Source organism: Psychromonas aquimarina ATCC BAA-1526 (genome assembly GCF_000428725.1).
In the GTDB taxonomy this organism is placed as follows: Bacteria; Pseudomonadota; Gammaproteobacteria; order Enterobacterales; family Psychromonadaceae; genus Psychromonas; species Psychromonas aquimarina.
Genome location: NZ_KE386792.1, coordinates 375936 through 400466 on the forward strand (window position 1 = coordinate 375936; position 24531 = coordinate 400466).

The 24531-nt window shown below is 43.2% G+C and carries 18 protein-coding genes; 11 read left to right on the forward strand and 7 right to left on the reverse strand.

What is annotated here, in order from left to right; translation table 11 throughout:
- Window positions 1-30: 30 nt before the first annotated feature.
- Window positions 31-864 (reverse strand): substrate-binding periplasmic protein, encoded by an 834-nt coding sequence (locus G337_RS0123235; RefSeq protein ID WP_028865970.1) that lies wholly within the window; start codon window positions 862-864, stop codon window positions 31-33.
- Between the two features lie 520 nt (window positions 865-1384).
- On the opposite strand from G337_RS0123235, the gene G337_RS27235 reads away from it, so the two are divergent.
- The 3 genes from G337_RS27235 (at window position 1385) to G337_RS0123250 (ending at window position 6657) form a co-directional block, all read left to right on the forward strand.
- Entirely contained in the window at window positions 1385-3898 is a 2514-nt protein-coding gene (locus tag G337_RS27235) for a TIM-barrel domain-containing protein (protein ID WP_051303563.1), read from the forward strand.
- A 170-nt stretch (window positions 3899-4068) separates the two neighbouring features.
- The gene (locus tag G337_RS0123245; RefSeq protein ID WP_028865971.1) at window positions 4069-4734 is read left to right on the forward strand and encodes a methylamine utilization protein; all 666 of its coding nucleotides are present in this window, start codon (window positions 4069-4071) and stop codon (window positions 4732-4734) included.
- 15 nt (window positions 4735-4749) lie between these two features.
- Complete coding sequence (locus G337_RS0123250) at window positions 4750-6657, forward strand: adenylate/guanylate cyclase domain-containing protein (RefSeq protein ID WP_028865972.1); 1908 nt, start codon at window positions 4750-4752, stop codon at window positions 6655-6657.
- Between the two features lie 101 nt (window positions 6658-6758).
- Here G337_RS0123250 and G337_RS0123255 read toward each other — a convergent pair whose 3' ends face one another.
- Complete coding sequence (locus G337_RS0123255) at window positions 6759-7706, reverse strand: DUF535 family protein (RefSeq protein ID WP_028865973.1); 948 nt, start codon at window positions 7704-7706, stop codon at window positions 6759-6761.
- A gap of 549 nt (window positions 7707-8255) precedes the next feature.
- Here G337_RS0123255 and G337_RS0123260 point away from each other — a divergent pair.
- The 7 genes from G337_RS0123260 to G337_RS0123295 all read left to right on the forward strand — a co-directional run bounded on the left by G337_RS0123260 (window position 8256) and on the right by G337_RS0123295 (window position 17081).
- Window positions 8256-9611: an NCS2 family permease gene (locus G337_RS0123260; protein WP_037028475.1), complete on the forward strand. Its 1356-nt coding sequence runs from the start codon at window positions 8256-8258 to the stop codon at window positions 9609-9611.
- Window positions 9612-10078: 467 nt separating this feature from the next.
- On the forward strand, window positions 10079-12283 hold the full coding sequence (locus G337_RS27240; protein WP_051303565.1) for a bifunctional metallophosphatase/5'-nucleotidase: 2205 nt from the start codon (window positions 10079-10081) through the stop codon (window positions 12281-12283).
- Window positions 12284-12399: 116 nt separating this feature from the next.
- A complete protein-coding gene (locus tag G337_RS0123270; protein WP_028865975.1) occupies window positions 12400-13566 on the forward strand; it encodes a YibE/F family protein in 1167 nt (388 codons plus the stop codon).
- A gap of 250 nt (window positions 13567-13816) precedes the next feature.
- Window positions 13817-14698, forward strand: coding sequence for a DUF2167 domain-containing protein (locus G337_RS0123275; RefSeq protein WP_028865976.1), 882 nt, complete (start codon window positions 13817-13819; stop codon window positions 14696-14698).
- A 193-nt stretch (window positions 14699-14891) separates the two neighbouring features.
- Window positions 14892-15749, forward strand: coding sequence for an aminotransferase class IV (locus tag G337_RS0123280; protein WP_028865977.1), 858 nt, complete (start codon window positions 14892-14894; stop codon window positions 15747-15749).
- Window positions 15750-15849: 100 nt separating this feature from the next.
- Complete coding sequence (locus G337_RS0123290; RefSeq protein ID WP_028865978.1) at window positions 15850-16479, forward strand: LysE family translocator; 630 nt, start codon at window positions 15850-15852, stop codon at window positions 16477-16479.
- A 68-nt stretch (window positions 16480-16547) separates the two neighbouring features.
- Entirely contained in the window at window positions 16548-17081 is a 534-nt protein-coding gene (locus G337_RS0123295; RefSeq protein ID WP_028865979.1) for a dihydrofolate reductase family protein, read from the forward strand.
- A gap of 23 nt (window positions 17082-17104) precedes the next feature.
- Here the strand turns inward: G337_RS0123295 and G337_RS0123300 are convergent, their stop codons facing one another.
- The 5 genes from G337_RS0123300 to G337_RS0123320 form a co-directional block, all read right to left on the reverse strand.
- Window positions 17105-18073, reverse strand: a complete 969-nt coding sequence (locus tag G337_RS0123300) for an ABC transporter substrate-binding protein (RefSeq protein WP_028865980.1) — start codon at window positions 18071-18073, stop codon at window positions 17105-17107.
- A gap of 200 nt (window positions 18074-18273) precedes the next feature.
- Window positions 18274-18570: a hypothetical protein gene (locus tag G337_RS0123305; protein WP_028865981.1), complete on the reverse strand. Its 297-nt coding sequence runs from the start codon at window positions 18568-18570 to the stop codon at window positions 18274-18276.
- Window positions 18571-18664: 94 nt separating this feature from the next.
- Window positions 18665-19432 (reverse strand): substrate-binding periplasmic protein, encoded by a 768-nt coding sequence (locus G337_RS0123310; RefSeq protein ID WP_028865982.1) that lies wholly within the window; start codon window positions 19430-19432, stop codon window positions 18665-18667.
- A 358-nt stretch (window positions 19433-19790) separates the two neighbouring features.
- The gene (locus G337_RS0123315) at window positions 19791-21401 is read right to left on the reverse strand and encodes a glycoside hydrolase family 32 protein (protein WP_028865983.1); all 1611 of its coding nucleotides are present in this window, start codon (window positions 21399-21401) and stop codon (window positions 19791-19793) included.
- A gap of 148 nt (window positions 21402-21549) precedes the next feature.
- The gene (locus G337_RS0123320) at window positions 21550-22539 is read right to left on the reverse strand and encodes a LacI family DNA-binding transcriptional regulator (RefSeq protein WP_028865984.1); all 990 of its coding nucleotides are present in this window, start codon (window positions 22537-22539) and stop codon (window positions 21550-21552) included.
- Window positions 22540-22784: 245 nt separating this feature from the next.
- On the opposite strand from G337_RS0123320, the gene G337_RS0123325 reads away from it, so the two are divergent.
- Entirely contained in the window at window positions 22785-24242 is a 1458-nt protein-coding gene (locus tag G337_RS0123325; RefSeq protein WP_037028478.1) for a sucrose-specific PTS transporter subunit IIBC, read from the forward strand.
- The last annotated feature ends 289 nt before the right edge of the window (window positions 24243-24531 follow it).

Here is a 24531-nt window from a genome sequence, read left to right on the forward strand (position 1 = left end):
AATCAAAGATTCGACACCTGCCTGACTGAACTAATCACTTGATTTTGAGGTGTTGTAGGATTTAACCAGCGCCTTATATTGTGCTGAAGCACGTATATCACCAACGGCATTCCAGATACACTCAGTCAACTGTGTATGTTTACCATAAAAGTCTTTAGAAAACATAAGGTAGCCGTATTTTGATTTGATCGCAGGCTGCAGTATTTCAATCTGCCGGGCAAAAAGCGGCTCACGATTAATGACTGCTTTAACATTGCCTTCAATAGTAGCCATGCCGTCCACCCGCCTGGCAGTCAGCATCTGCAGCATATGCTGCTCATTATTCAACTCTACGGGCTGCAGGCCGAGATTTTTTACTATATCAACACCCGCAGAGCCGCGTTCTACAGCAATTTTTTTGCCCGATCCGCTTATCTTTTTTCCATCCCACTTTAAATCGCTCATCTTATGAATAAACAACAGGTAGGAGTAACCTCTTATAGCCCGATAGGTATCGGGTTTTCCGTCTTTCATGGGATAAGCGCCGTAGACAGCCCGCTCTGTTTTATAGCTGGAAGAAAATGCGGCATCTGCACCGCCGTGCTCAACAAGATGAAGCGCCCTCTTCCATGGAACTAAGGTAAATTTAATATCAGCATGGCATAACTTCCCCGCCTGCAGCAGCAGTTCGGCGCGATAACCTGGTCTATCGCTTAATCTTCCAATATTTTCATCATAAAAAAGCGGGCCTGCAGCTGATCCTGCAGCTGGTGTTGTAGCAATAACAATTGTTATATTGCTATTGTCTTTTACATTACTTGATAACAGCATAATCAGCAGTACGGAGCAAACTATGCTGACTATAATGCGTTTTAATCCTTTCATTAATCAATCCCTTTTCCTGCTGAGTCATAGGAAAACCCGAGAAAGGCAGAACAGCCGAACTTTTCAGCAGAATTCAATATCAGCCGCATTAAACTTAGAAATGCAGCATGTATTTCAGTATAGATCTCAAAGGATAAGCTGCTTTGCTGTTCTTATAGGTAAATTCAGAAAAAAGGCGCAGATAATATTGTCAGCGTTTACATGGTGTAAAAACTCCTTTCTGCATTCCTGCAACTCGCTATAAACAAAGTCTTTTATCTCATCCGAAACAGTGCTGAAAAATTATTAGCAGGCGCATTACTTGGACAGCAGAGTAAGCTTCCTCTATAAAGCCAAGTACACCAGCCAGAGTAAACGTTTACCCTCATTAAGGCACCTTAAACAAGAACAAAGCCAGCTCACAACTCTCTTTAAAAACATAATGATAGAGCCAAATATGCTTGAACCACAGAAGCAAAAACATTATCTTTTCGGCGTATAACATTCAATAAATAAACAAAATTTTAACAGGGACTGGGTCATGCGTATTTTTGTATTATTTTTAACCATATTATTCAGCAGCCAGAGCTGGGCAGATATTCAATGGCTGGCTAATGAACAGACATATAAACTCAATGGTGCGGCTTTATTCAAGCTGCGTAAACAGTTAAGCAAAGAAGAGCAGAATAGCCTTAAAACGCTGCGTAATGTTGTCTTTAATAACCGTGCTGAATTTGAACATGCGTTGGAGACGGCGATAGGCAAACAGCATGCCATGGCGGAAACATTAACCGGCAAAGCCGAGATGCCGGCGGTCAGCTACGGTATTGAAGGCAGAAACCCGCTGCTGAGCCTGGTTATCAGTGACGGTGATTATCAGCAGGATGAAAATACATTTACTCAACAAAGCTGGCTGCAGTTACCAGAGATCAATAAAACGCAGCAGCTGAAAGCCTCTTTCCGTAACCAGTGTATGCAGGTTACATCAAAAAACGTACAGCTGTTTGAGTTATGCTCAGGCTCGCAGAACGGTGAAAGCAAAAGCGCTTATCTGAAAACCGATGCAGATTCGATACTTGGTCTGGGACAAGAGTTTGTTAATCCGGGTGTTACTACGGCAAACCGCATAGGCGATACTAGAAACGGTAAAAACACCATGAGCGGATTCAACCGCGGCTACAATGGTAATACCCTGTTCCCGATTGCCTATTTCGATTTTCCTGAAAGCGCACATAAACAGCCTTTTGCACTTATTCTCGATAACCGCTACCCGCAAAGCTGGGATTTTAGTGAAGCGCCTTATAAGCTCAGCGTAGAAGGCGGTGATTTTAAAGTTCACGTGCTTACCGGTAAAACCCTTGCCGACATTCGCCGCAGCTATATGTTAATGGCCGGTACTCCTCTGCTTCCGCCTAAATCAGCATTTGGTTTATGGGTTTCAGAATACGGTTATGAAAACTGGGCAGAGCTTGATGATAAAATTGCAACACTAAAGAAAAACAACTTTCCGGTCAGCGGTGCAGTACTGGATCTGCAGTGGTTCGGCGGCATTACCGAAGATGCGGACAGCCAGATGGGCAGCCTCACCTGGGATCTGAAAAACTTTCCTAAGCCGGTAGATAAAATCGCGGCCTACAAGAAAGCTGATATTGATATGATAGTGATCGAAGAATCCTATATCAGCAAGGGCCTGGATGAATACAAGGAGCTGGATAAACGCGGTTTTCTTGCTCATGACAATAAGGGAAACAGCCTGGATGTAACCGAGGAAGGTGCATGGTGGGGACATGGCGGCATGATGGACTGGAGCAATAAGGAAGGCCGGGATTTCTGGCATGACTACCGCCGTCAGGCTCTGGTTGATGCAGGTGTGACCGGTCACTGGACCGACCTTGGTGAGCCGGAAATGCATAATCCTGATTTCAAATACAGTGACGGACTGGATCATGAGATGATTCATAATTCATTTAACATGATCTGGCTGCAGAGCATTTATGACGGTTATCAGCGTAATAATCCTGAAAAACGTCCGTTTATGATGTCCCGCTCGGGCGGCATAGGTATGCAGGCATTAGGTGCTGTTATCTGGTCCGGCGATATCGGCAGCGATTATGCGTCTCTGGCGGCGCAGATGCCGCAGCAGACACATATGATGTGGTCCGGTTTAGATTATTACGGCTCTGATATCGGCGGTTTCCACCGTAAAGCACTGCTCAATTCAGATATGGAGCAGACTAAAGAGCAGGCCATGGACGAACTGTATACGCAGTGGTTTGCCTATTCAAGCCTTTATGAAGTACCGGTACGAGCACACACAGAAAACCTGTGTAACTGCAAAGAAACAACGCCGGACCGTATCGGTGATATGGACAGTAACCGCGCCAGCATCAAGCTGCGCTATCAACTGCTGCCGTATTATTATTCATTAGCTTACCGTGCTTATTCACAGGCAGAACCGCTTTTCCCGTCTCTGGAGTACTACTACCCTGATGATCAGCAGGCTAAAAACCTAGGTCAGATTAAAATGATCGGTCCGTTTCTAGTTGGTTCATCCGTCGCAGAGCAGGGACAGAAAGACAGCTCGACTTACCTGCCTAAAGGTACCTGGTTTGACTTCCGCTCAGGAAAACGCGTTGTTTCTCAAGGAGAGTGGTTTAAACAGGATCTGTATATTAATAACATTCTCACTCTGCCGTTATTTGCTAAACAAGGTGCACTGATTCCGCAAAGCACCAATAAAGATAACAGCTTAAAAATATTCGGCTTTGGTCAGCAGCAGTTTACCTGGTATGACGATGACGGCGCGAGCAGTGCTTACCAGCAGGGCAAGTACCAGCAGATTCAGATGCACAGCAGAAATAAACAAGTACAGCTTTCCCGCGTTGCGGGCAGTAAATTAACCATTGATACTATCAACTGGATATTACCTTCAGACCAGAAAGTTAAAAGGGTTAGTTCAAACTTAGGCGGCCTGAAATTTGTGCAGCAGGGTACACAGCTGCACATCAAACTTCCTGAGTTCGATAAAGAGCTTAACCTGGAGTTAAAGTTCTAAGCTGGAAAAACACAGATAAATCAAAGGACCGCCCGCGAGGCGGTCTTTTTTTGTCAGCGTATATCCCGCCCTATTCTTGTCATTACATATCAAGCACCTGACAACTCATTCTTAATCAGTCAATCTGGCCTATACTCGACAGGTCTCCAGTGAATTTTTTAGGAGGGTAAATGTTTTTTTACCGCTGCCTGCCGCTGCTAAGCAGGATGTTAACTGTTTTTATCTGCTTGACTGTCGGCGGCCCGGCGGCGGCGGCAGTATTAAAGATTCAGGCGATTAATCAACAGAGCAGACCCGTGGAAAATGCGGTTATTACTGCGACGCCGTTATTTTCTAAAGCTGAAACAGTTAAACAGACAAAAGTCATTGATCAGATTAATAAAGAATATATCCCCCGCGTTGTCATCATCAGCAAAGGCTCATCAGTCAAGTTTCCCAATAAAGATAATATAAGGCATCATGTTTATTCATTTTCCAAAGCTAAACAGTTTGAACTGCCGCTTTATAAAGGCAGTACAGCACCGCCGGTCGAATTTAACCGCGCAGGTACAGTTACTTTAGGCTGCAACATTCACGACTGGATGCGCGGCTACGTTTATATCAGTGAGACACCTTTTACAGCGTTAACCGACAGCAAAGGTAGAGCTTCCATCAAGGATCTGACGGAAGAAACCTACCGGGTTGATATCTGGCATCCGCGCTTGAAAACAGCACTTATCTCCCGTGAGATTAAACTGCAGCAGGACTCTATTGAAACAATAAAAATCAGACTGCAGCTCAAACAGTTAATCAAGAAAAGAAAAAAAAGCAAACCCCGCTATACGCCCTCCGGCTAACCATAAGACGGCATTATGATAGTATTTAAACGCTTTCAAACCCGTCTGATCGTCTTTTTTGTTGCGCTGCTGGCGCTGCTGCAGCTGCTCGTCTTTACGGCCGTTAATGACGCGAATATTCGTAATGCCAAGCTGGTTATTAAAGAAAATCTACAACTCGGTGCAAGTGTATTTAACCGGCTGCTTGAAGAAAGAACACGCAATCTGTTCCAGCATGCCAGACTGATCTCTTCGGATTATGCTTTTAAACCGGCATTTTATTCTGGTGATCGACCTACAATTTTATCCGCCCTGGAAAATCACTTACAGCGTATTGAAGATGCCGACATTATGTTACTGGTTGATTTAGATTTAAAAATTATCGCCGATACCCGCAGCCCGGATCTAAAAAAAGAAACCGTTGCCTGGCCGGAGCTGATTGAACAGGCAGAGCAGAATGATTATGCCGAAGCGACCGGGGTCGTTCTGATCGATAATCTGCCTTTTCAGATAATTGTAGTGCCCTATCTTTCCCCCGATATTAATGCCTGGATATTATTAGGTTTTGCTATCGATCAGCAGGTTGCCGATGATCTGAAAATGATGATCAACAGTGAAATTTCATTCTTTGTTTCCTCTGACAGCAGGCACTGGGAGCTCACTAGAAGCACACTTGATAAAGATAAAACCAGCGCCTTAAAACACAAAAACCGGCTGCAGGAACTGTCTTTTAATCAGGGGCAGACTTTCACTCTGGAGAGCGAAGAATATATCGTTTTATATACCCGGCTGGCAGAAAATAAAACCGTTATCGCCATGCTGCAGCGTTCGCTGGATCAGGCATTAAAACCTTACTTAAGGCTCAAACAGACATTACAGATATTAATGCTGTTAGGACTGCTGCTGTCTTTGTTCGGCGCTTTATTTATTGCCAGAAAAGTAACCAAACCGGTTAAGGCCTTAACACTCAGTGTGCAGAAGATTGAACAGGGTGATTACCGCACAAAAATAATCACTGGGCAGAAAGATGAAATAGGCCAGCTGGCCGGCTCCTTTAACCAGATGGCAAAAGGACTCGAAGAAAAAGAAAAAGTCAGAAACCTGCTGGGAAAAGTTGTCTCTAAAGAAGTTGCAGAGGAGCTTCTGTGCAGAAAAATAGAGTTAGGCGGCGAAGAAAAACTGGCGACCGTATTATTTTCCGATATTCGAGACTTTACCAGCCTTTGTGAGGGTGCCGCGGCACAGGAAATATTAGCCATGTTAAATGTTTATTTAACCGAAATGAGTTCGGTTATTGAATTTAATCATGGGGTTATTGATAAATATATAGGTGACGCCATTATGGCTCTTTTTGGTGTCCCCGTTAACCATGGTAATGACGCGCATAATGCAGTTGCCACGGCAATGGCAATGAATCAGGTGCTGCAGAAACTAAATAAAGATAAATTCGGCAAAGCGATAAAAATAGGTATTGGTTTAAATACCGGCCGGGTAGTTGCAGGTAATATGGGCTCTCCCGACCGCCTTAATTACACCGTTATCGGTGATGATGTTAATCTGGCTTCAAGGCTTGAAGGTCTGACTAAATTTTATGATTTACCTGTCTTAGTCAGCGAATCAACCCGGAATGCCGCTGACAGCTTTGTTTATCAGGAGATTGACCGGGTCCGGGTAAAGGGTAAACAGAATGCAGTCGCGATCTTCAGACCTGTTGCTCTGTTGTCACAAATCAGCCAGTCACAGTGGCTCGAAATTGAAATATGCAGTGTTATGTTAAGCGCTTACCGAGCTCAAAATTGGAAAAAAGCACAGGAGCAGCTGGATCAATTAGAATTAATCAAAGACAGCGAATTTTGTCGGATATACCGACAGCGGATTCAGATTTTTCAAACAACGCAGCCCCCTGATAACTGGGATTTTACTTTTGAGTTTACAGAAAAATAAATACAAGCCGTACTTTTCAGCACAGACATTAAATTATCTGTACTGTCCACATCATAACAACCAAAACTAAGAACAAAGGCTCCTGAAACCGCCCGGCCTCATTAATCACAGTGTGTGAGCAGTGTAATTTTTTGTTCTAACTCTTCTAACCATAGATAACGGCGGCGATGCTGAGCACGCCGGGTACGCTTAATCTCTTTAATCGCCCGTAATTTCATAGATGTCGGCAGCGTCATCATGGTATCGTTAAAATGCCTGCCGTCATGCTCCTGCCACAAAGCATCGTAATCGAACTTTATTCTGCAGAACTTCTTACGGTATTTTCGACAATTGTAAACATGCGCATGGCTTTTTAAAGCGTATATTTCCTCACTTCCCAGTGCCTTAGCAATAAGCTTCATCACTGTAATAAGCAGCGGTTTGGGCCTTAATCCGTGTGCAGCTTTTGTTAAATCACGAACAACAGCCATCGGATCTTCAATACTAGGTTCCGGGCCTTGAATTGCTGTCATAATCATTGAACACTGCAACAGGCAGCCGCTAAGGACAAAAGCACAGCTGTATACACGCTGCCCCGATCGGTTTATCACCGACAATGTCAACTCCCCTTCACGGCGAAATGTCGGCTCAAATTTAATGACTAGAGAAAATTCATCATCTAGATCAGTAATTAACAGCCCTTCTTCTAAATAAGCAGGCTGAATCCAGTGGGCAAGACGCAGCCTTAATAACTGATAATGGTTAGTCATTATCTCAATACGCTGCTGAGGCGTTGAAACAACTGAAAAATAAGGCCTAAGATGTTTAACCAGCTGTTCCGGGTAACGGGAGACAAATAACTCTAACTGCTGTTCCTGATAAAGTTCAAGTAGATGACGGGTGCTTTTCTTGTGCACTTTCATGCGCAGCCGGCATTTTAACCGGTTTTTTAGACTGTCGGGATAAGCATAAGAAGCAATAGCTTTATAGGGAGCTGAAGAATTAAAAATGGACTGTGAGATAACCTTTGTAGTAACTGAATGACTGTTTTCGTTATTTAATAACAGCATAGTAAAATGATCCTACGGGATTAAAAGATAGTCATATTTGACTGTTTTGGACTTTGTTTTAGAGCAGCTGATTATAGGTTAGCGAGGTATTTTTTTGTGTATGTCTTGGTATCTGTTTGTACGGATTTGTATGAGTGCAGGGCCTTTATTGTTGAATTTACACAAAAAATAATTCCGACTGTATTCTAGAAGCGAAATACGCTTCAGTGCGGCAGAGAAGCACAACTGCAGAAGCAGATCTTTTATCCGCAGTAAAAAACACGTCAGTTCACATTTCACAGAGTTATGATGAAAACATGATTTTTACATAAATATATTTCAATCCTTAACGAATTGCCCCATAATCCCGCCCGTTCACAAATGTGAATAAATAACAGGTATTCATTACCTAATTTTAACCCGGGTTATTTAATAATTTGTCAGCTCAGAACTTTCCACTTTTCTGCTGAGCAGACCGTTGTTTATTAAACGACCAGTCATCTTTATCTGTCTTCCTGAACATAATCAGGAGATATCTTGAAGGTGATGAAAAAAAAGTGAGTTATCCCCATGGAAACGGCTAGTCAATCTACACCTAATACAGAATCAATCAAAACCTCCGCTTTTGCATCCTTAATGGAAAAGCTGTTCAAATTAAAAGCCCACAATACTAATATAAAAACTGAAGTAACTGCCGGTATCACAACGTTTGTGACCATGGCTTACATCCTTTTTGTCAATCCGGATATCATGTCCATTGCCGGTATGGACTACCAGGCAGTATTTGTTGCTACGGCATTAAGTGCGGCCATAGGCTGTATCTTTATGGGCCTTTATGCAAACTGGCCTGTTGGTTTAGCACCGGGTATGGGGCTGAATGCCTTCTTTACCTTTGCTGTTGTAAAAGGGATGGAATATTCCTGGCAGGTCGCACTAGGCGCGGTATTTATCTCCAGTGTGGTTTTTGTCATTATGAGTGTGACTAAATTACGCAGCTGGATCATTGACAGTATTCCAACAAGCCTGCGTTATGCTATGACCGCTGGTGTAGGTCTGTTTCTAGGTATTATCGGCTTAAAAGCCGCCGGTATTATTACAGCCAGTCCGGCGACATTAGTTACCATGGGTGACTTTCATGATCCTAAGGTGGTATTAGGCGCATTAAGCTTCATCATCATTGCCGTACTGGCATCGCGTAAAGTATTCGGCTCAGTACTGATCGGCATTATTATTATTACTGCTGTCAGCTCCCTAATGGGATTAGTTGCACTGCCGGAACAGGTGGTGTCTTTACCAACAGGCTTATCAAAAACATTTATGCAGATGGATGTGATGGGTGCACTTGATGTTTCTATGGTCAGTATTATTTTAGCTTTCCTGTTTGTGAATATGTTTGATACTGCCGGTACGATGATCGGTGTTGCTGACAGTGCTAATTTTTATAACAAAGACGGTAAAATTAAAAATCTCAATAAAGCGCTTACTGCCGACAGTGTTGCCAGTGTTGCCGGTGCGATGATCGGTTGTCCTCCAGTAACCAGCTATGTTGAAAGTAATGCCGGTATTGCAGAAGGCGGACGTACGGGTTTAACCGCAGTTGTTGTCGGCCTGTTATTCCTAGCTGCCATGTTCTTTGCGCCGATAGCACAAATAGTTCCTGGTTATGCAACTGCAGGTGCTTTGATTTATGTTGCTTTCTTAATGGTCGGCAGCTTAAGCAAGGTAAACTGGGATGAGTTTACCGACTACGTGCCGGCAGCTATCACAGCAATTATGATGCCGCTTACTTACTCAATTGCAGACGGCATTATTTTAGGTTTCTTATCATTTGCCATTATCAAACATGCTACCGGACGCTCTAAAGACGTTTCTTTCGGTATGAACGTACTGGCTGTTGTGTTTATTGCTAAACTTGCATTTATATAAACATCAAATAAGCCTGTTAACTGCAGCCCTGCGCTGCTTTTAAAACTTATAACGGGTATATATCACCAGGCATATGAAGTGCATCTTCATATGCCTGGGTGTACCTCACTCACCATCACATCAGCAATGTCTTTAAAATCAAAATGTTACCAACCAACCAAGTGAAACAGCCCCCATTCTAGCGCTAAGTCTTGTTAAACCTTAAACACCTCCAATATTTTTACAACCGGATCGTCTGACAGTTAAAACAAATGACACTCACTGCTCATATGATTAATGGAAACGCTGCCATTTAATCAGTTATGCGAGGGTTATCACAAACAAGCAGTTATGATTCAATACCATGTGTGAAACCTATCACGGCACAATTGTTACACTTCCTTACAATTGTCTGCGTTAAATAACCTTAGTTAAAAAAGGTTAATAATATTTTCTCTGTATTTATAATTAATAAGATGGAATTTATAATGAAATTAATAAACCGCAGTGTGCTGTGTTTAGCTGTTCTTACCGCGTTGGGCGGATGTTCAACTGACGAAAAAATTGTCACTAACGAAAAAATCGTCGTTGAAGAAACCGTAATAGAAAAAATCGTCACTACCGACAATGGTTATGCACCGGTTGTAACCGAAGGTAAAACACTGAGCAACACACCTGATATTATCGTTAAAAGTGAAAATGTTGTTGATGATGGTGATGAAATTACCATCAGCATAGGGGCAACATCGGATCTTCACGGGCGAATTTTCGGTTATGATTATGCGTTAGATGCCGAAGATTCCGATGCAGGTTTAACCCGAATTGCGACTCTGCTGGAAGCAGAAAAAGCAGCTAATCCAAATATAATCCTGCTTGATATCGGTGACACGGTGCAGGGTAACTCAGCACAGCTGTTTAATGATGACCCGACTCACCCTGTAGTAGCAACACTGAATGCATTAGACTTTGACCTATGGGTTCCAGGCAACCATGAATTTAACTTTGAACGCTCTTTTGTTGATCGTAATCTGAAACATTTTAACGGCGCAGTCGTTTCTAATAATATCAAATGGGAATCAAACGATGCCAACTATATTCGTGCCTTCCAGGTATTTGAAGTAGACGGCGCAAAAGTAGCGATTGTCGGTTTGTCTCCATCAAATATCCCGAACTGGGAAGCATCAGCTCCAAGCCATTTTTCCGGTCTAAAGTTTGATGAAGAGCTGGCCTCTACCCGCACCGCTGTTGATGAGCTGATCAATAAACACAGCCCGGATGTTATTATCGGTGCTTTCCATATCGGACGCAGCGCAGAAGGCGGCGCCGGAGTACATAAAATTGCCGCAGAAATGGCCGATAAATTCGATGTCATCTTAGCCGGTCATGAACATGCAACCTACATCGAAAGCGTAGCTAAAGGCGACGCTGCCGAAGGTACTGATATTTCAACCGACGGTAAAGGCGCCAGCGAAGATAAAACACTTGCCGGTACAACATACAATGAATCTAACCGCGCCCAGAGCGTGAAGATCATGGAACCGGGCAAATGGGGTTCAGCACTAGCCAGAGCTGATATTAAACTGAAGAAAAATGCAGACAAATGGGAGATGGTTGATACCACTCTGGCAAATATCAGCTCTAAAAATGTCACTCAAGATCCGGGCTTAAGCGCACAGTTTAAGTATGTTGATGATATGGCTAAAACTGATGCTCAGGAAGTGATCGGTAAAGTTTCCGGTGTATTTACACCCGGCGGCGGCGGCGGTGAAGCAACCGGCGAAGACTACAACAATGAAGTCGGCCGTTTATATTCAACCATTCATACCGCTAAAGTTGTTGATACACCGCTGATGGACTTTATCAATCAGATTCAACTGCAGAAATCAGGAGCAACTATTTCAGCGGCTTCTTTATTCTCCGACAGCTCGAATCTGCTTGACGGTCAGGATTACGCCAAAAAAGACTCTACTAACTTGTACAAGTACGATAATACGCTGATCGCTATTAACATGACGGGTGCAAACCTGAAACGTTATATGGAATGGTCCTACGCTTATTTTAACGGTTATCAAGATGGTGACCTGACTGTATCGTTCAAAAAAGGCGCTAAAGCTTATATGTACGATCAGTTCGACGGCGCCATTAACTTTGTTGTGGACTTGACCGGTGAGCCGCTGACCATGGATGATACTTACACGGTTACCAATGAAGGCAGCCGTATCGAAATCTCTGATATCGACGGTAAAGCGTTTGATAAAGACGCAGTTTATAAAGTGGCACTGAACAGTTACCGCTGGGGCTCGAATATCAAGAAATTCGGCTGGGCATCTGCCGAGGATGTTTTCTACGATTCAGTGAACGAGCAGGTTTACGCTATCCGTGACATGCTGACTGCAGAAGTTATCAGCAAAAACGGTGTTACTGCATCAGAATTCAGTAACCCTAACTGGGAATTTAAACAATACCAGGCAGATGGTGCTATCACTGCGCTGCGCAGCGACGGCGGTGCGGGAGAAGCTCTATGGAACCAGCTGGTTAACAAAGAAATCTGTATTAACATTGACATGGACAACCCTAAATATCCAGGGATTGTACAAGCAGTGAATGTTAATGACAGCAGTTCATACTTCGCAAATCCAAACAAAGATTCAGCGGTTCCGCTGGAAGTGTACCAAGGTTGTGTCGTCGAGTAAGCGGCGTTTAATCAAAGTCCGCCTGTGCGGGCTTTGATTTTTTTTATACCCGCAGAGTCTGACAGATAATTCTGTCAGGCTCTGCCTTATTGTTTTTCAACTAAGTAACCAATGCTATGCTTCGAACCTACCGATTTGCTATATTTATCACCCTTATTTCCACTCTGATATTTCAGTTTTCTCCTAGTCTGAGTGAATCATTCCGCCCGCAGTCCCCGCTTAAACAGGAATTCGTGGAAGCGCAGGTGGTCAGTATTATCTCCAGCAATCTGGCGCCGGATGCCAGAGTCCCGTCGATTAAAACCGGCAAGCAGATATTTACCGCCACAATTTTAGAAGGTCAGCAGCAGGGGAAAACGGTCGAGGTGAGCAACCCGCTCAGCCGTCAGCATAATGTTCTGGTCGAGGAAGGTGATCATTTCATTATGATGGTCCGGGAAACGGTTAACGGTGATGTCTACTGGGCTTATAATCACAAACGTTCAACCGCCATCTACTGGATGTGCCTGGCTTTTTTACTGCTGCTGTTATCCTTCGGCAGAAAAGAGGGTTTGAACTCTGTTGTTTCTTTATATTTCACCGCCGCATTAATTGTCGGCGTACTGATCCCGTCGATATTTGCCGGATGGAATCCAGTGCTGATCACCATAGCACTGATGGGATTAAAGATTGTGGTTAACTTTATTCTAGTCTCCGGTTATAACAAAAAGAGCTTCTGTGCCATGGCCGGCACCCTGCTGGGGGTGATAGCTGCCGGAATTATGGCCCAGGTGTTCGGTGAATTTGCGAACTTGTCCGGCATATATCTGGATAAAGGTGAAGATGTGATCTATCTGGCAACCCAGCCGATTCAGATCCGCTGGTTAATGTTTGTCGCTATTATGGTCTCCGCACTTGGCGCGGTGATGGATGTCGCCATCTCTATTGCTTCTGCTTATAACGAACTGCGGGCGGCCGACCCTAAACTCAGCCCGAAACAGCTTATGCAGTCGAGCATGAATATAGGCCGTGATATTATGGGGACTATGACTAATACACTGATTCTGGCATTTGCAGGCAGCTCACTAACCACCATCATGATGGTCTGGGGACTGGATATGCCGCTGACCCAGTTTCTCAATACGCCGGTCATTGCATTAAGTATTATTCATGCATTAGCCGGCAGCGTCGGCATCGTATTAACCATTCCGATCACCGCCTGGCTGGCTCGTTACATGCTCAATTCCGATGAACTGCCGCAAAGCACACAAAGTGTCTCAGCTGCTGAGCAGAGCGTTTTATAAGATAACAATTCAACTGCACAACCTGCCTTTCTGTTATCACAGCTAAAAGGCAGTGTTTCTCTTTTTACTATCCCGCTTTTCCAGCATGCTTTTGTCCCCTGCCTCTTTCCCATGAAACTAAAAATATTTTTACAAAAATGATATTTTTATCACCTACATCAAATCATGTTGACATGAATCATCAGAAAAATACAATACGGCCGTTACAATGATTTTTTTATCACTAAAAATAGATCAAAAAGGAACTTTGATGAATATTAAACACCTGCTTCTTTCACTGTTATTAATAACGCCGCTTGCTGTTTGTGCCGGCACGGGAAACGAGCTTAGCGAAGAGGAGCAATACACTGCATGGGCAGATGGAATATTAGACTCTCTTAACCCTCAGACTGGAGAAATTAAACTGCCGGGAGCAGCGGCTGTATTAAATGTTCCCGATGATTTTTATTATTTAAGTCCGGCCGATGCCGATAAAATACTCGTTGATGTCTGGGGTAACCCGCCTCAAAAAAACAATCTCGGCATGTTATTTCCAGCTGGCATAACCCCATTTGATATGGAGTCATGGGCAGTCACCATCGAATACGAAGAAGACGGTTATGTTTCCGATAAAGACGCTAATAAGATTGATTATGCCGATCTGTTAGAACAGATGCAGTCTGATACAGCCGATGCCAGTAAAGAACGTATTAACCAGGGCTATGAAGAAGTTGAACTGATAGGATGGGCTTCAGCACCTTTTTATGATGCGCAGAGCCACAAACTGCACTGGGCTAAAGAAATCAGGTTCGGCAATGCTCCTGTTAATACACTTAATTACAACATAAGAGTATTAGGCAGAAAAGGCGTACTGGTGCTTAATTTTATTGCGCAAATTGACCAGAAACAGCTTATTGAATCGAAGTTAGACACAGTTCTAGCACTCGCTGAATTTGAAGCGAATGCCAAATATGAAAATTTTGACCCGCAGGTTGATCAGATGGCGGCCTACGGTCTGGGTGCGCTGGTTGCCGGAAAAGTGCTGGCAAAAACCGGATTTTTAGCCATGGGCCTGATCTTCTTTAAAAAATTCGGCATCTTTTTAGCCGCAGCTGCTGGTGTATTTATTAAGAAAATTTTCCAACGCCGCTAACTACAGCGATTTCTCGGACTCTCATCAAGTCCGAGAAAAACACTTCCCGCCTACACTTTAACTATTTGAAAAATCAACGGATAAACACTTTATCTGGCGCAGAACAATTATCAAAAATGCGAAGCAGCTTAAGCATCTGCTCAGCTCTTCCTATACAATCAAAATAATCAGACGGTTATTCAAAAGGTTATTTATGAGCATTGTATTTTTAAACGGCGAGTATCTGCCGATGCAGGAAGCTAAAATTTCACCGATGGACCGCGGTTTTTTATTTGGAGACGGTATTTACGAAGTGATCCCCTCTTACGATGGGAAACTGGTCGGTTTTGCGCCGCATATCCAGCGCTTAAATGAGGGGCTGCAGTTAATCGGCATAAACTGCAGACGAGAGCAGAGAGAATGGCGGGAAATTTGTGAGAGACTTATTGAAAAAAACAGCGGTCTCAATCTAGGCATTTATCTGCATATAAGCCGCGGCGCCGATACTAAGCGCTTCCATGCTTACCCTGAAGATCTACCCGCCACTATTTATGCATTTGCCTTTGAGATCCCGGCGGCGAACATCGCAGACAAAAGTAAAGCGAAAGCTTATAAGGTATCAACCACAGAAGATCTGCGCTGGCAGCGCTGTAATATAAAATCAACGGCGCTTTTAGGTAATGTGATGCATTTTCAGCACGGCTTCAGCCGCGGCTGCAATGAAACCATACTGTTTAATAACAATAATGAAATGACCGAAGGCAGTGCATGCAACGCATATATAGTTAAAAACAGTGTGGTCATTACTCCGCCTCTGGATAATCAGATACTGCCCGGCATTACACGCTTTATGCTGCTTGATATTCTTTCCCGCCACAGCAGTATTAAAGTCGAAGAACGCATTGTCACTATGGATGAAGTCTTTGATGCAGATGAAGTCTGGTTAACAAGCTCAAGTAAAGAGATTGCACCGGTTGTTGAAATTGACGGCAAAACCGTGGGTAACGGTCAAATAGGCGATCTATGGCTGACGGCACAGACTTTATACAGTGCACATAAAGCAGATTATTAGACCCGGCTGTTGAACACTTAATGCTGCCGGGTTATATTTTCAGCTGGCACTGCCTGTGCCTGCATGCGGCTGCGCATGATATCTTACTGGAGTTTAGAGAGTGACTATAGATACCCTGACTGCCTTCGCCGGCATCGTTTTTTTACTAGCAGTTATTCCCGGCCCAAACGCACTGCTTATTTTGTACACCTCTTTAGCACAGGGTAAACGCCTTGCCTTTGTCAATATATTAGGTGTAGGTTTTGGTTTTCTTGTCCATGCTTTTGTATCGGCACAAGGGTTAAGCCTGCTGCTGGCACAATCATCTCTGGCTTTTCATATTTTTAAGTGGTTTGGTGTCGCTTATTTATTATGGCTGGGGCTGACTAATATTAGAAACGGTTTACAGATATCGAATCTGAAATTAAAAACCGATCCGGGCGGCATTAACCCGTCTCTGGCCGGCAGTTTCTACAAAGGACTGCTCACTAATCTACTCAACCCCAAAATTGTACTGTTTTATCTGTCGATTTTTCCTCAGTTTGTTTCTCCGCAGCATATATTAGAACAAAGCCTGATTTTAGGTCTGGTTCAGGCGCTGGTTGTTGCCGGCTGGTTTTTAGTGGTGATCCTGTTTGCAGCGAAGCTGAAAACACTGCTGACCACAGCTAAAATATCTAAGTGGCTGAATTATATAAGCGGTGGACTTTTTATCGGTTTCGGTACAACGCTGGCCGCTGCAAGGTTATAATCATTTTTATTTAAAGAGGGTTTGTAACTTTCCAGCCCTCTTTTCTATTTACTTTCAGCTGGAATATTATGACAAATATTGTGTATATCGCCTGCAGTTTAGACGGCTATATTGCTGGCAAAAACGGCACACTCGACTGGCTTGACTGCGCGCCTAATCCAGAGAATTCTGACTTTGGTTTTGCCGATTTTATGCAGGATATTGATGCTCTGGTGATGGGACGAAATACCTTTGATACAGTGGCCGCTTTTGCAGGCCCCTGGCCGTACACTAAACCGGTTTTTGTATTAAGTACTTCAATGAGCAGTATCCCCGAGGGTTATCAGGATAAAATACAGCTGCTTAACGGCCCCTTACGTGAAGTACTCGAGGATTTAGATAATAAAGGGTTTAACAATTTATATATCGACGGCGGTAAAACTATTCAAAACTTCTTAAACGAAGACTTAATTGATAAGATGATTATTACAACAATTCCCGTTTTGCTAGGCGGTGGTACTTCATTATTTGCACAACTCCGCAGCCCGCTGTTTTTTACCCATGTAAAAACCGAGATTTTATTAAAGGCTATGGTGAAAAATACATACTCTAGAAAACGTTAACAGCAGATTCACTGTATCTATATTTACTTTTCGCAGCTGACTGGTATCCAGCTTTGCCAGAGCTTTTGATAACTGTCAATCCACTGCTTAGCCGCTTCGTCATAGGTCATATTATTCGCATCTATAAAGGCAGCTATTTCAGAAAGCATTTCATTATTAAAATTTATATTTTTTAAAGTGTTGAAAGCGCATGGCCAGTCATCAGGAAAATTGACAGATGTTACTTTTTTTAACCATCCATCTGTAGGATTACCGCAGTCCCACAACCATTTTTGACTCAGTCCCCATTCTGGAATGGTTTCACATGCAGGCGTATATTCGGGAAACTCTATAAATTTTCCATCATAGCGGGCATCAACCCAGTTAGGAGTCCAGTTAAATAATACAATCGGCTTCTTCTGAGCAGCTGCTTTTTCTAATTCAACCCATAATTCATCACCATGTTTTACTCTAATAATTTCAAAATCTAAGCTTAGCGCTCTAACTCTAACCTTATCACGTTTTTCCCATGGACCTCCAAGATAGCGCCCTTTGGGGGTTGTTTCCGGCGTTGCGAATAACTCAGCACAGTTATTTAATGCTTTCCAGTCAGGCAGACCTGGGCACTGCTGTTCAACATAACTTGGATACCACCATTCCTCTCTAGTTTTAGCATCATGATTTCCTGCATCAATAATGCGTTTTTCTTCGAGCAGCTGGTTAACTTTAACAGCCATGGTTCCTTCCCAAGCCTCAACCTGCACATGTAATTTTTCGGATTTCAATCTAAACCACTGATCATTAGATTTAGACGCTATATATTCAACCTTGTATCCAAGTGTTCGGAATATCTCACCAGTTATTTTTGCTAGAACAATTTGGCTCGACCAGTTATTAATAATAATTTTGATCGGTTTCTGATTCTTACTGGCGGCTAAAGCCTGTGACGAGTTACTGAAAACAACAACTAATATGAAGGTCATAATGATGGTCTTAATTTTAAATCCCTCCATATCTCACTCCATTGACAGGTGTTTAAAGTTAACGCTAAAGACTGACTTCAATGTATTTAAACCTATTGAAACAATAGGCTTAAATACAATCACAACTAATTATAGTTCTCGAAAATGAGCAGAAGGCAAAAAAACAAAAGCAAAATCTCATTTGCTTTAAAAAACTTTACGGGATGAATTAAAGAATGAAAATCGACAGATCAATTCCGGAGTGAAGCGGCCTCTTTTGCCACTAACCCGTTGCGCACTAAACCGCGACGGACATTTTTACATAATTTTGCAAAGCGGGATATTTCCCCCAGATCAGGCAGCTCTCCCCGATCAATAACCGACTCCCAATGCATAATTTCGGTTTCCACTAACTCCAGTAATTTTTTAGGGCAGCCGACGCAGCTGGTGCCGCATATCTGCCTGTCAGGATCATCAAAGGGGAAGTCATCTTTAACCATTTCAATAATATTCAGCATGGCTGTTTTACGATCAGGTTTTTTACTCATATTTATTCTTACATTAAAAAAGAGCAGATATTGTAACGTATTTTTTAAACAGCAAAATAAATAAGATCAGTGCAGTTAAGAAGTATCTCCACAGTTATTCCTCTTGATAGGGGGATTTTTTAAGATAAAGATCGGCCATTTCTTTGAACTTTCCAGAACGTTTAATGGCCTCTAATGCGCTGTTCCACTTTTTGACCTCCTGATCAGCAATATTTTTAGACAGAGCAAGATAAACATTTCCTGAAAGTACCACTACCGAAGTCTGTCGGACATGCTGAGAGCGGATATTTGTCTGCATTAATTTATCTTCAATGGTATCGTTCGATGTGATCGCTAAATCGACTCTATGGAGTTTTAACATTTTAAAACAGTTAGCATAATCTGAATTTCTACTGAGTTTAGTAAAATGCATTTTAGACAGCAGTGAATCATGGACCGAGCCGTTTAATACGCAGACTCTAAGATTTTTAGCATCCTCAAGTTTTTTTATACCGGTAGGCCGGCTTCGCCATTCATAAAAGTAATCCTGTGCCTGTGATATAGGGCCAACCCATTTCACTGTATTTTCTCTGGCGGCGGTTCGCTGCACAGCAAAAAAGAACACATTGTCCTCTTTCTGGACATTGTGTAAACCACGCTTAAAAGAAACTTCGCGCATTTTATTCTCATGGTGCAGGGCACTTGTCAGCTCATTGATAACTTCAACGTAAAAACTTCTTTTCCCCTGATGTGGTTTTCCCTTGCAAATAAAGTTTTCACATTCTACCTGCCCGGATAAATTATGAGTGAATATAGTTATATGGTCTGCGGCTGCGGGCGGTAGATAAAACAACAGCAGAATAATTGATATACTTAACCTCATTCCCCTTCCTTATCCGCGTATCAATAACACAGTTGAATTTATCCTGAATACAGGCAGCGGCCTTGCTGTCAGACGAAATATTCTTTAAAAGCAGATAAAATAGATCTTAATACACAATATGAAAATAACATCAAAAAAGGCAGTTAATAATCACAGTTGTGACTCAACTAAATATTTAACAGCCTTAGCCGAGGCCAGGTTAAACGAACAGCGCACTTAGCTGGTTTTAGGGGGATTTACAAATTTGAGCATTGCTGGGGCAAGAAGGAAATAGACAGCAGCATTCAAGCAGAAAAAGATAAAATGCAGCAGTTGCGGCCGCATATTTTACAAAACAGCGGCCGCTATTCTTTGTACTTTAGTATAACCAGCAGTCGACTATATCAACCAGCCCTTCCCGGCTGAATCTGGTGGCATCGGGCGCGCTGAAAATACGTGCCGACATAACCGCTTCACCGTTATTAATGAATATTTCCAGCGAAGAGTTATCGGATAAAATCTGTAACTGTACCGAGTCTGAATCAGTCAGGACTAATTCACGCAGCTTGTCACCTTCACGGTTCAGAGTATTAGATCTGTCTAAAAACAAAGTATTAACGGCTTTATCTAAACGAATTTCACAGTATCCCTGCTCCCATTGGTGTAAACGCAGCGAGCTTCCCCAGGCCATTGATACTTTCAACTCAAAGGTTTTACTTTCTAAATCAAAAGACTTTGCCTGCGGCGGTACACTAAGCGGTTTTAAGCGTAACTTCTGCAGCTCTTTAAGCGGCTTTTGTATCAGCCTGCCGTTTTCATAGGTCAATTCACGAAGCGCCGTTAACTGGTGTATCCAACCGTTATCTGAGCTGGGGTGATCAACTTCATCGGGCAGGCCCATCCAGGCAGACATAATTCTGCGTCCATCCGGTGTCTGCAGAGACTGCGGTGCATAAAAATCAAAGCCATGGTCTAAATTCTGAAAATCAGATAACAACACCTGACCGTTTTTAGAAAATTTCGCTTTAACAATACCGTTATGATGCGCAACGGTATGGCTTGGGCTGTCCGATTCAATGCCCTGCGGGCCGACAACAATAAAATCCTGATTGTTTAAATTGAAGAAATCCGGGCATTCCCACATATAACCGAAGTCACCTAACTCATCGCCGCACAGAGTAAGAAATGTCCAGTTTTTAAGATCCTCTGACTGGTAAACAGCCAGGCGCCCTATGTTGTCTTCACGCTGCACACCCAGCAGCATTAACCAGTGATCGTTATGACGAATAATTTTAGGATCGCGGCAGTGGGCAGTCACACCCGGCGGCAGATCAGGAACCACCGGCCCGTGTTTAGTAAAATTAATACCGTCTTCTGAAGTGGCTAAACACTGCGTAGTATGTCTGTCTCTCTGCTTATCAATACGCACATTACCCGTATAGAAAAGCATTAACTGCTCATCGTGACTGAGTGCATGACCGGAGAAAACACCATGGCTGTCAAACCAGTCTGACGGTGTTAAAGCAACAGGCTGGCGTTCCCAGTTAATTAAATCTTTGCTGGTTAAATGTGCCCAGTACTTATCTTTATGCACACAGGCATAGGGATACCACTGGTAAAACAGGTGATACAGACCCTGGTGATAAATAAAACCATTGGGATCATTTAATAACCCCTGCGGAGGAGAGATATGCCAGGCGGGACGAAACTCACACTCAACTTCCTGAGTATAAGGAGCACTGTCCAGCAGCTGCTGCTGAGTAAGCAGCCGGCCTGCCTGTAATAACTGCAGTTCTAATTCTTTTTTATCTGCAGCGATATTTTTACTATAGGTAAGCTGCTTGAGAGCTTCATTGTAAGTTTGCTGTTTTGCCTGAGCGGATAACAGATCGACATCCCGAACCTCCACAATAATACGAGAATCCGGGTTCAGAACACGGACCACATTACTAATACCACCACACTCTTCAATAATTGATAATAACGACATACTTCACCTGCAACAGCCAATAAAAAACGGGAACGTTCCCAAGATATGTAAAAGCGGCTGACTTTGCAATAGCCGCGAGAAAATAACAGCACTAATATTGAGTGAGGGCAGTCAAAAAGTGATCTAAGTAGTATTCTTCCGGTGCAGCTCAGCAGCTTTGACGAGAGATATTTTCAAAGCTCATCACCAGTTTACTAACGTCCGCCTGCTTATTTTCAATTAAATCCAGCAGTACCTGAGCTGATTTTTTCCCCGATAAATCAAAGGCATAGTTAAATGTTGATAAACTAGGAGTACACACCTGGCCAAGCTCATCATTACCGACGCCAAGCACTTTGATATCTTTACCTGGTATTTTATTCGCTTCCGAGATGGCCTTCATCGCGCCGATTGCTATTCGGTCTGTCGCACAAAACAAACCGTCTAGCTGCGGCCAGTCCGTTAACAGCTGCTTTGTCTGCTGATAGCCGGACTCAATAGTAAATTCGCCACGGCTGTGGAACAAAGCAGAGATCTGCTTCGAGTGCTGCAGCGACTGTGTCAGCCCCTGAAAACGACACTGATCAACCGCAATATCCTGGCTGTTTACACCGATAAAACCAATATTTGATGCCCCGGCTTCAACAAGTCTCATGCCGGCACTAAAGCCGACCCCGACATCATCATGGATAATACTCGGAATATTAAACAAAGAGCCGTCCTGACCGATTAACACAACCGGTACAGTAGACTGCTTTATTGCTTTTACCAGTGCCTTGTCTAGATGCGTTGCATAAAGCAGTATTCCTTCAACACGCTTCTGATTAAAACGCTTTATATATTCAATCTCTTTTTCATTATCCTGCTGGCTGTTTGCCAGTAAAACATGCTTGCCCGCCTGCTCAATCACTGAGCTTAAACCGTCCAGTCCTTTGGCAGTAGCATTGGAAGACATACGCGGCACAATCACGCCGATCAGGTTGGTTTTCTGTAATTTAAGATCTCTGGCAACCTGGTTAGCAACATAGCCGCATTCATCAATGGCTTTCTGCACCTTTTCTTTGGTACTTGCTTTTACACCGTATTCATTATTAATCACGCGGGAGACCGTAGATTTCGATACTCCTGATAATTTTGCTACTTCATGCAGTCCTGCCATGAGCTGTTTCCTAGTTATTGGGAATGTTTGCAGTAATCATAACAAAACTCACCATCTCAATGATGAAAAGATCGCACCGCCAGGTCATTTATCACACAAAAAGAAGATGCAAATCACACTTACCCCATAATGCGCTTGAAGAAATGAAATAATTGTTTAAAACTTATTTCTGCAAACGTTCCCAAAGAATGCCGAATATCATTTTTGCAGCTAAAGGAATAGATACGTTCACTAGGAGAGAAGTTATGAATTATCCAAAAGTCGCCAGCCAGCTAATCGATATGCTTGGTGGTAAAACTAATATTAAAGCACTGGCCCATTGTGCTACCCGGTTACGTCTGGCAGTGGAAGATGAGTCTCTGATTAATGAGAAAGGCATAGAGGATCTTGAAGGTGTTAAAGGCCAGTTTAAAGTTGCCGGTCAGTACCAGATTATTTTCGGCTCCGGTATTGTTAACCAGGTTTATGCGCAGATGGCCAAACTAACCGGCCTGGAAGAGATGAGTACCAAAGACGTAGCTTCTGCCGGAACGGAAAAACAGAACATTGTGCAGCAGGCGGTAAAAGGTCTGTCAGATATCTTTGTACCGATTATTCCCGCGATTGTTGCCGGTGGTCTGTTAATGGGTCTGTTTAATGTATTAGTGGCACCGGGATTATTTATTGACGGCAAATCACTGGTTGATGCTAACCCGGGATTAGCCGACTTAGCAGCTATGATTAATACCTTTGCTAATGCGCCTTTTGTTTATCTGCCTATCTTATTAGCATTTTCAGCCAGTAAAAAATTCGGCGGTAACCCGTTCTTAGGTGCAGCATTAGGTATGTTGATGGTACATCCAGATCTGCTTAACGGCTGGGGATTCGGCGGCGCTGCTGTTTCTGGCAATATCCCGGTGTGGAACATTCTCGGTTTTGAAATCCAGAAAGTAGGTTATCAGGGCTCAGTGTTGCCGGTATTAGTCGCAGCATTTATTTTAGCGAAAGTTGAAAATGGTCTGCGTAAGTTTATTCCGTCTGTATTAGATAATCTGCTGACCCCGCTGCTGGCTATTTTTATCACAGGTGTGATTACCTTTACCATAGTCGGTCCGTTCACCCGTGATATCGGCTTTCTATTAGGTGACGGTTTAAACTGGTTATACGATTCTGCAGGTTTTATCGGCGGCGCACTGTTTGGTTTTATCTATGCGCCTTTTGTAATTACCGGTATGCACCATAGCTTTATCGCTATTGAAATACAGCTGCTGGCAGATATTGCAGTGACCGGCGGTACGTTTATCTTCCCTATTGCGGCTATGTCTAATATTGCTCAAGGCGGCGCGGCATTAGCGGTTGGGTTTACCACCAAAGATATTAAAACTAAAGGTATTGCTATTCCATCAGGCGTAACTGCGCTACTGGGGATTACTGAGCCGGCTATGTTTGGTGTTAACTTAAAAATGCGCTATCCATTCATTGCGGCTATTATCGCAGCGGCATCTTCAAGCGCATTTATCACCCTGTTTAATGTAAAAGCTGGAGCATTAGGTGCGGCGGGTCTGCCGGGTATTATCTCAATTCGTCCTGAAGATGTAATGCCTTACGTATTCGGCATGCTGATTTCATTCGCAGTGGCATTTGCACTAACCATAGTATTAGGTGCCCGCGATAAAGCGAAAAAAGAAAAACAGGTAAAAGAGATGCAGCAAGCTTCAGCATAATCTCAATTATTATAATAACCAGACCAGTAATGCAGATTACTGGTTTTTTTGCATATATACCCAAGCCACTTGAAGGTGCAGGAATCAGCAAGTCGAGAGGTGACTAGATTCAAGGCATAAAGCCGCAGGTCTAGCATTCTACATCAAGGTTTTATAACACTGAAGATGGTTGACTCTCGCCTTGCCCTGCGGGAGCCTAGCTCGAAAATCAGCACGGCGTTACAATATTTGAAAAGGGAATAACCATTCTCTGCATATTGTGCCTTGTTCTGACTTCCGAGCTAAGCTC

What these genes read in the sequence shown, in the direction of transcription:
- G337_RS0123235 (WP_028865970.1), bottom strand. Translation starts at nt 864, where the DNA reads ATGAAAGGATTAAAACGCATTATAGTCAGCATAGTTTGCTCCGTACTG.
- G337_RS27235 (WP_051303563.1), top strand. Translation starts at nt 1,385, where the DNA reads ATGCGTATTTTTGTATTATTTTTAACCATATTATTCAGCAGCCAGAGC.
- G337_RS0123245 (WP_028865971.1), top strand. Translation starts at nt 4,069, where the DNA reads ATGTTTTTTTACCGCTGCCTGCCGCTGCTAAGCAGGATGTTAACTGTT.
- G337_RS0123250 (WP_028865972.1), top strand. Translation starts at nt 4,750, where the DNA reads ATGATAGTATTTAAACGCTTTCAAACCCGTCTGATCGTCTTTTTTGTT.
- G337_RS0123255 (WP_028865973.1), bottom strand. Translation starts at nt 7,706, where the DNA reads ATGCTGTTATTAAATAACGAAAACAGTCATTCAGTTACTACAAAGGTT.
- G337_RS0123260 (WP_037028475.1), top strand. Translation starts at nt 8,256, where the DNA reads ATGGAAACGGCTAGTCAATCTACACCTAATACAGAATCAATCAAAACC.
- G337_RS27240 (WP_051303565.1), top strand. Translation starts at nt 10,079, where the DNA reads ATGAAATTAATAAACCGCAGTGTGCTGTGTTTAGCTGTTCTTACCGCG.
- G337_RS0123270 (WP_028865975.1), top strand. Translation starts at nt 12,400, where the DNA reads ATGCTTCGAACCTACCGATTTGCTATATTTATCACCCTTATTTCCACT.
- G337_RS0123275 (WP_028865976.1), top strand. Translation starts at nt 13,817, where the DNA reads ATGAATATTAAACACCTGCTTCTTTCACTGTTATTAATAACGCCGCTT.
- G337_RS0123280 (WP_028865977.1), top strand. Translation starts at nt 14,892, where the DNA reads ATGAGCATTGTATTTTTAAACGGCGAGTATCTGCCGATGCAGGAAGCT.
- G337_RS0123295 (WP_028865979.1), top strand. Translation starts at nt 16,548, where the DNA reads ATGACAAATATTGTGTATATCGCCTGCAGTTTAGACGGCTATATTGCT.
- G337_RS0123300 (WP_028865980.1), bottom strand. Translation starts at nt 18,073, where the DNA reads ATGGAGGGATTTAAAATTAAGACCATCATTATGACCTTCATATTAGTT.
- G337_RS0123305 (WP_028865981.1), bottom strand. Translation starts at nt 18,570, where the DNA reads ATGAGTAAAAAACCTGATCGTAAAACAGCCATGCTGAATATTATTGAA.
- G337_RS0123310 (WP_028865982.1), bottom strand. Translation starts at nt 19,432, where the DNA reads ATGAGGTTAAGTATATCAATTATTCTGCTGTTGTTTTATCTACCGCCC.
- G337_RS0123315 (WP_028865983.1), bottom strand. Translation starts at nt 21,401, where the DNA reads ATGTCGTTATTATCAATTATTGAAGAGTGTGGTGGTATTAGTAATGTG.
- G337_RS0123320 (WP_028865984.1), bottom strand. Translation starts at nt 22,539, where the DNA reads ATGGCAGGACTGCATGAAGTAGCAAAATTATCAGGAGTATCGAAATCT.
- G337_RS0123325 (WP_037028478.1), top strand. Translation starts at nt 22,785, where the DNA reads ATGAATTATCCAAAAGTCGCCAGCCAGCTAATCGATATGCTTGGTGGT.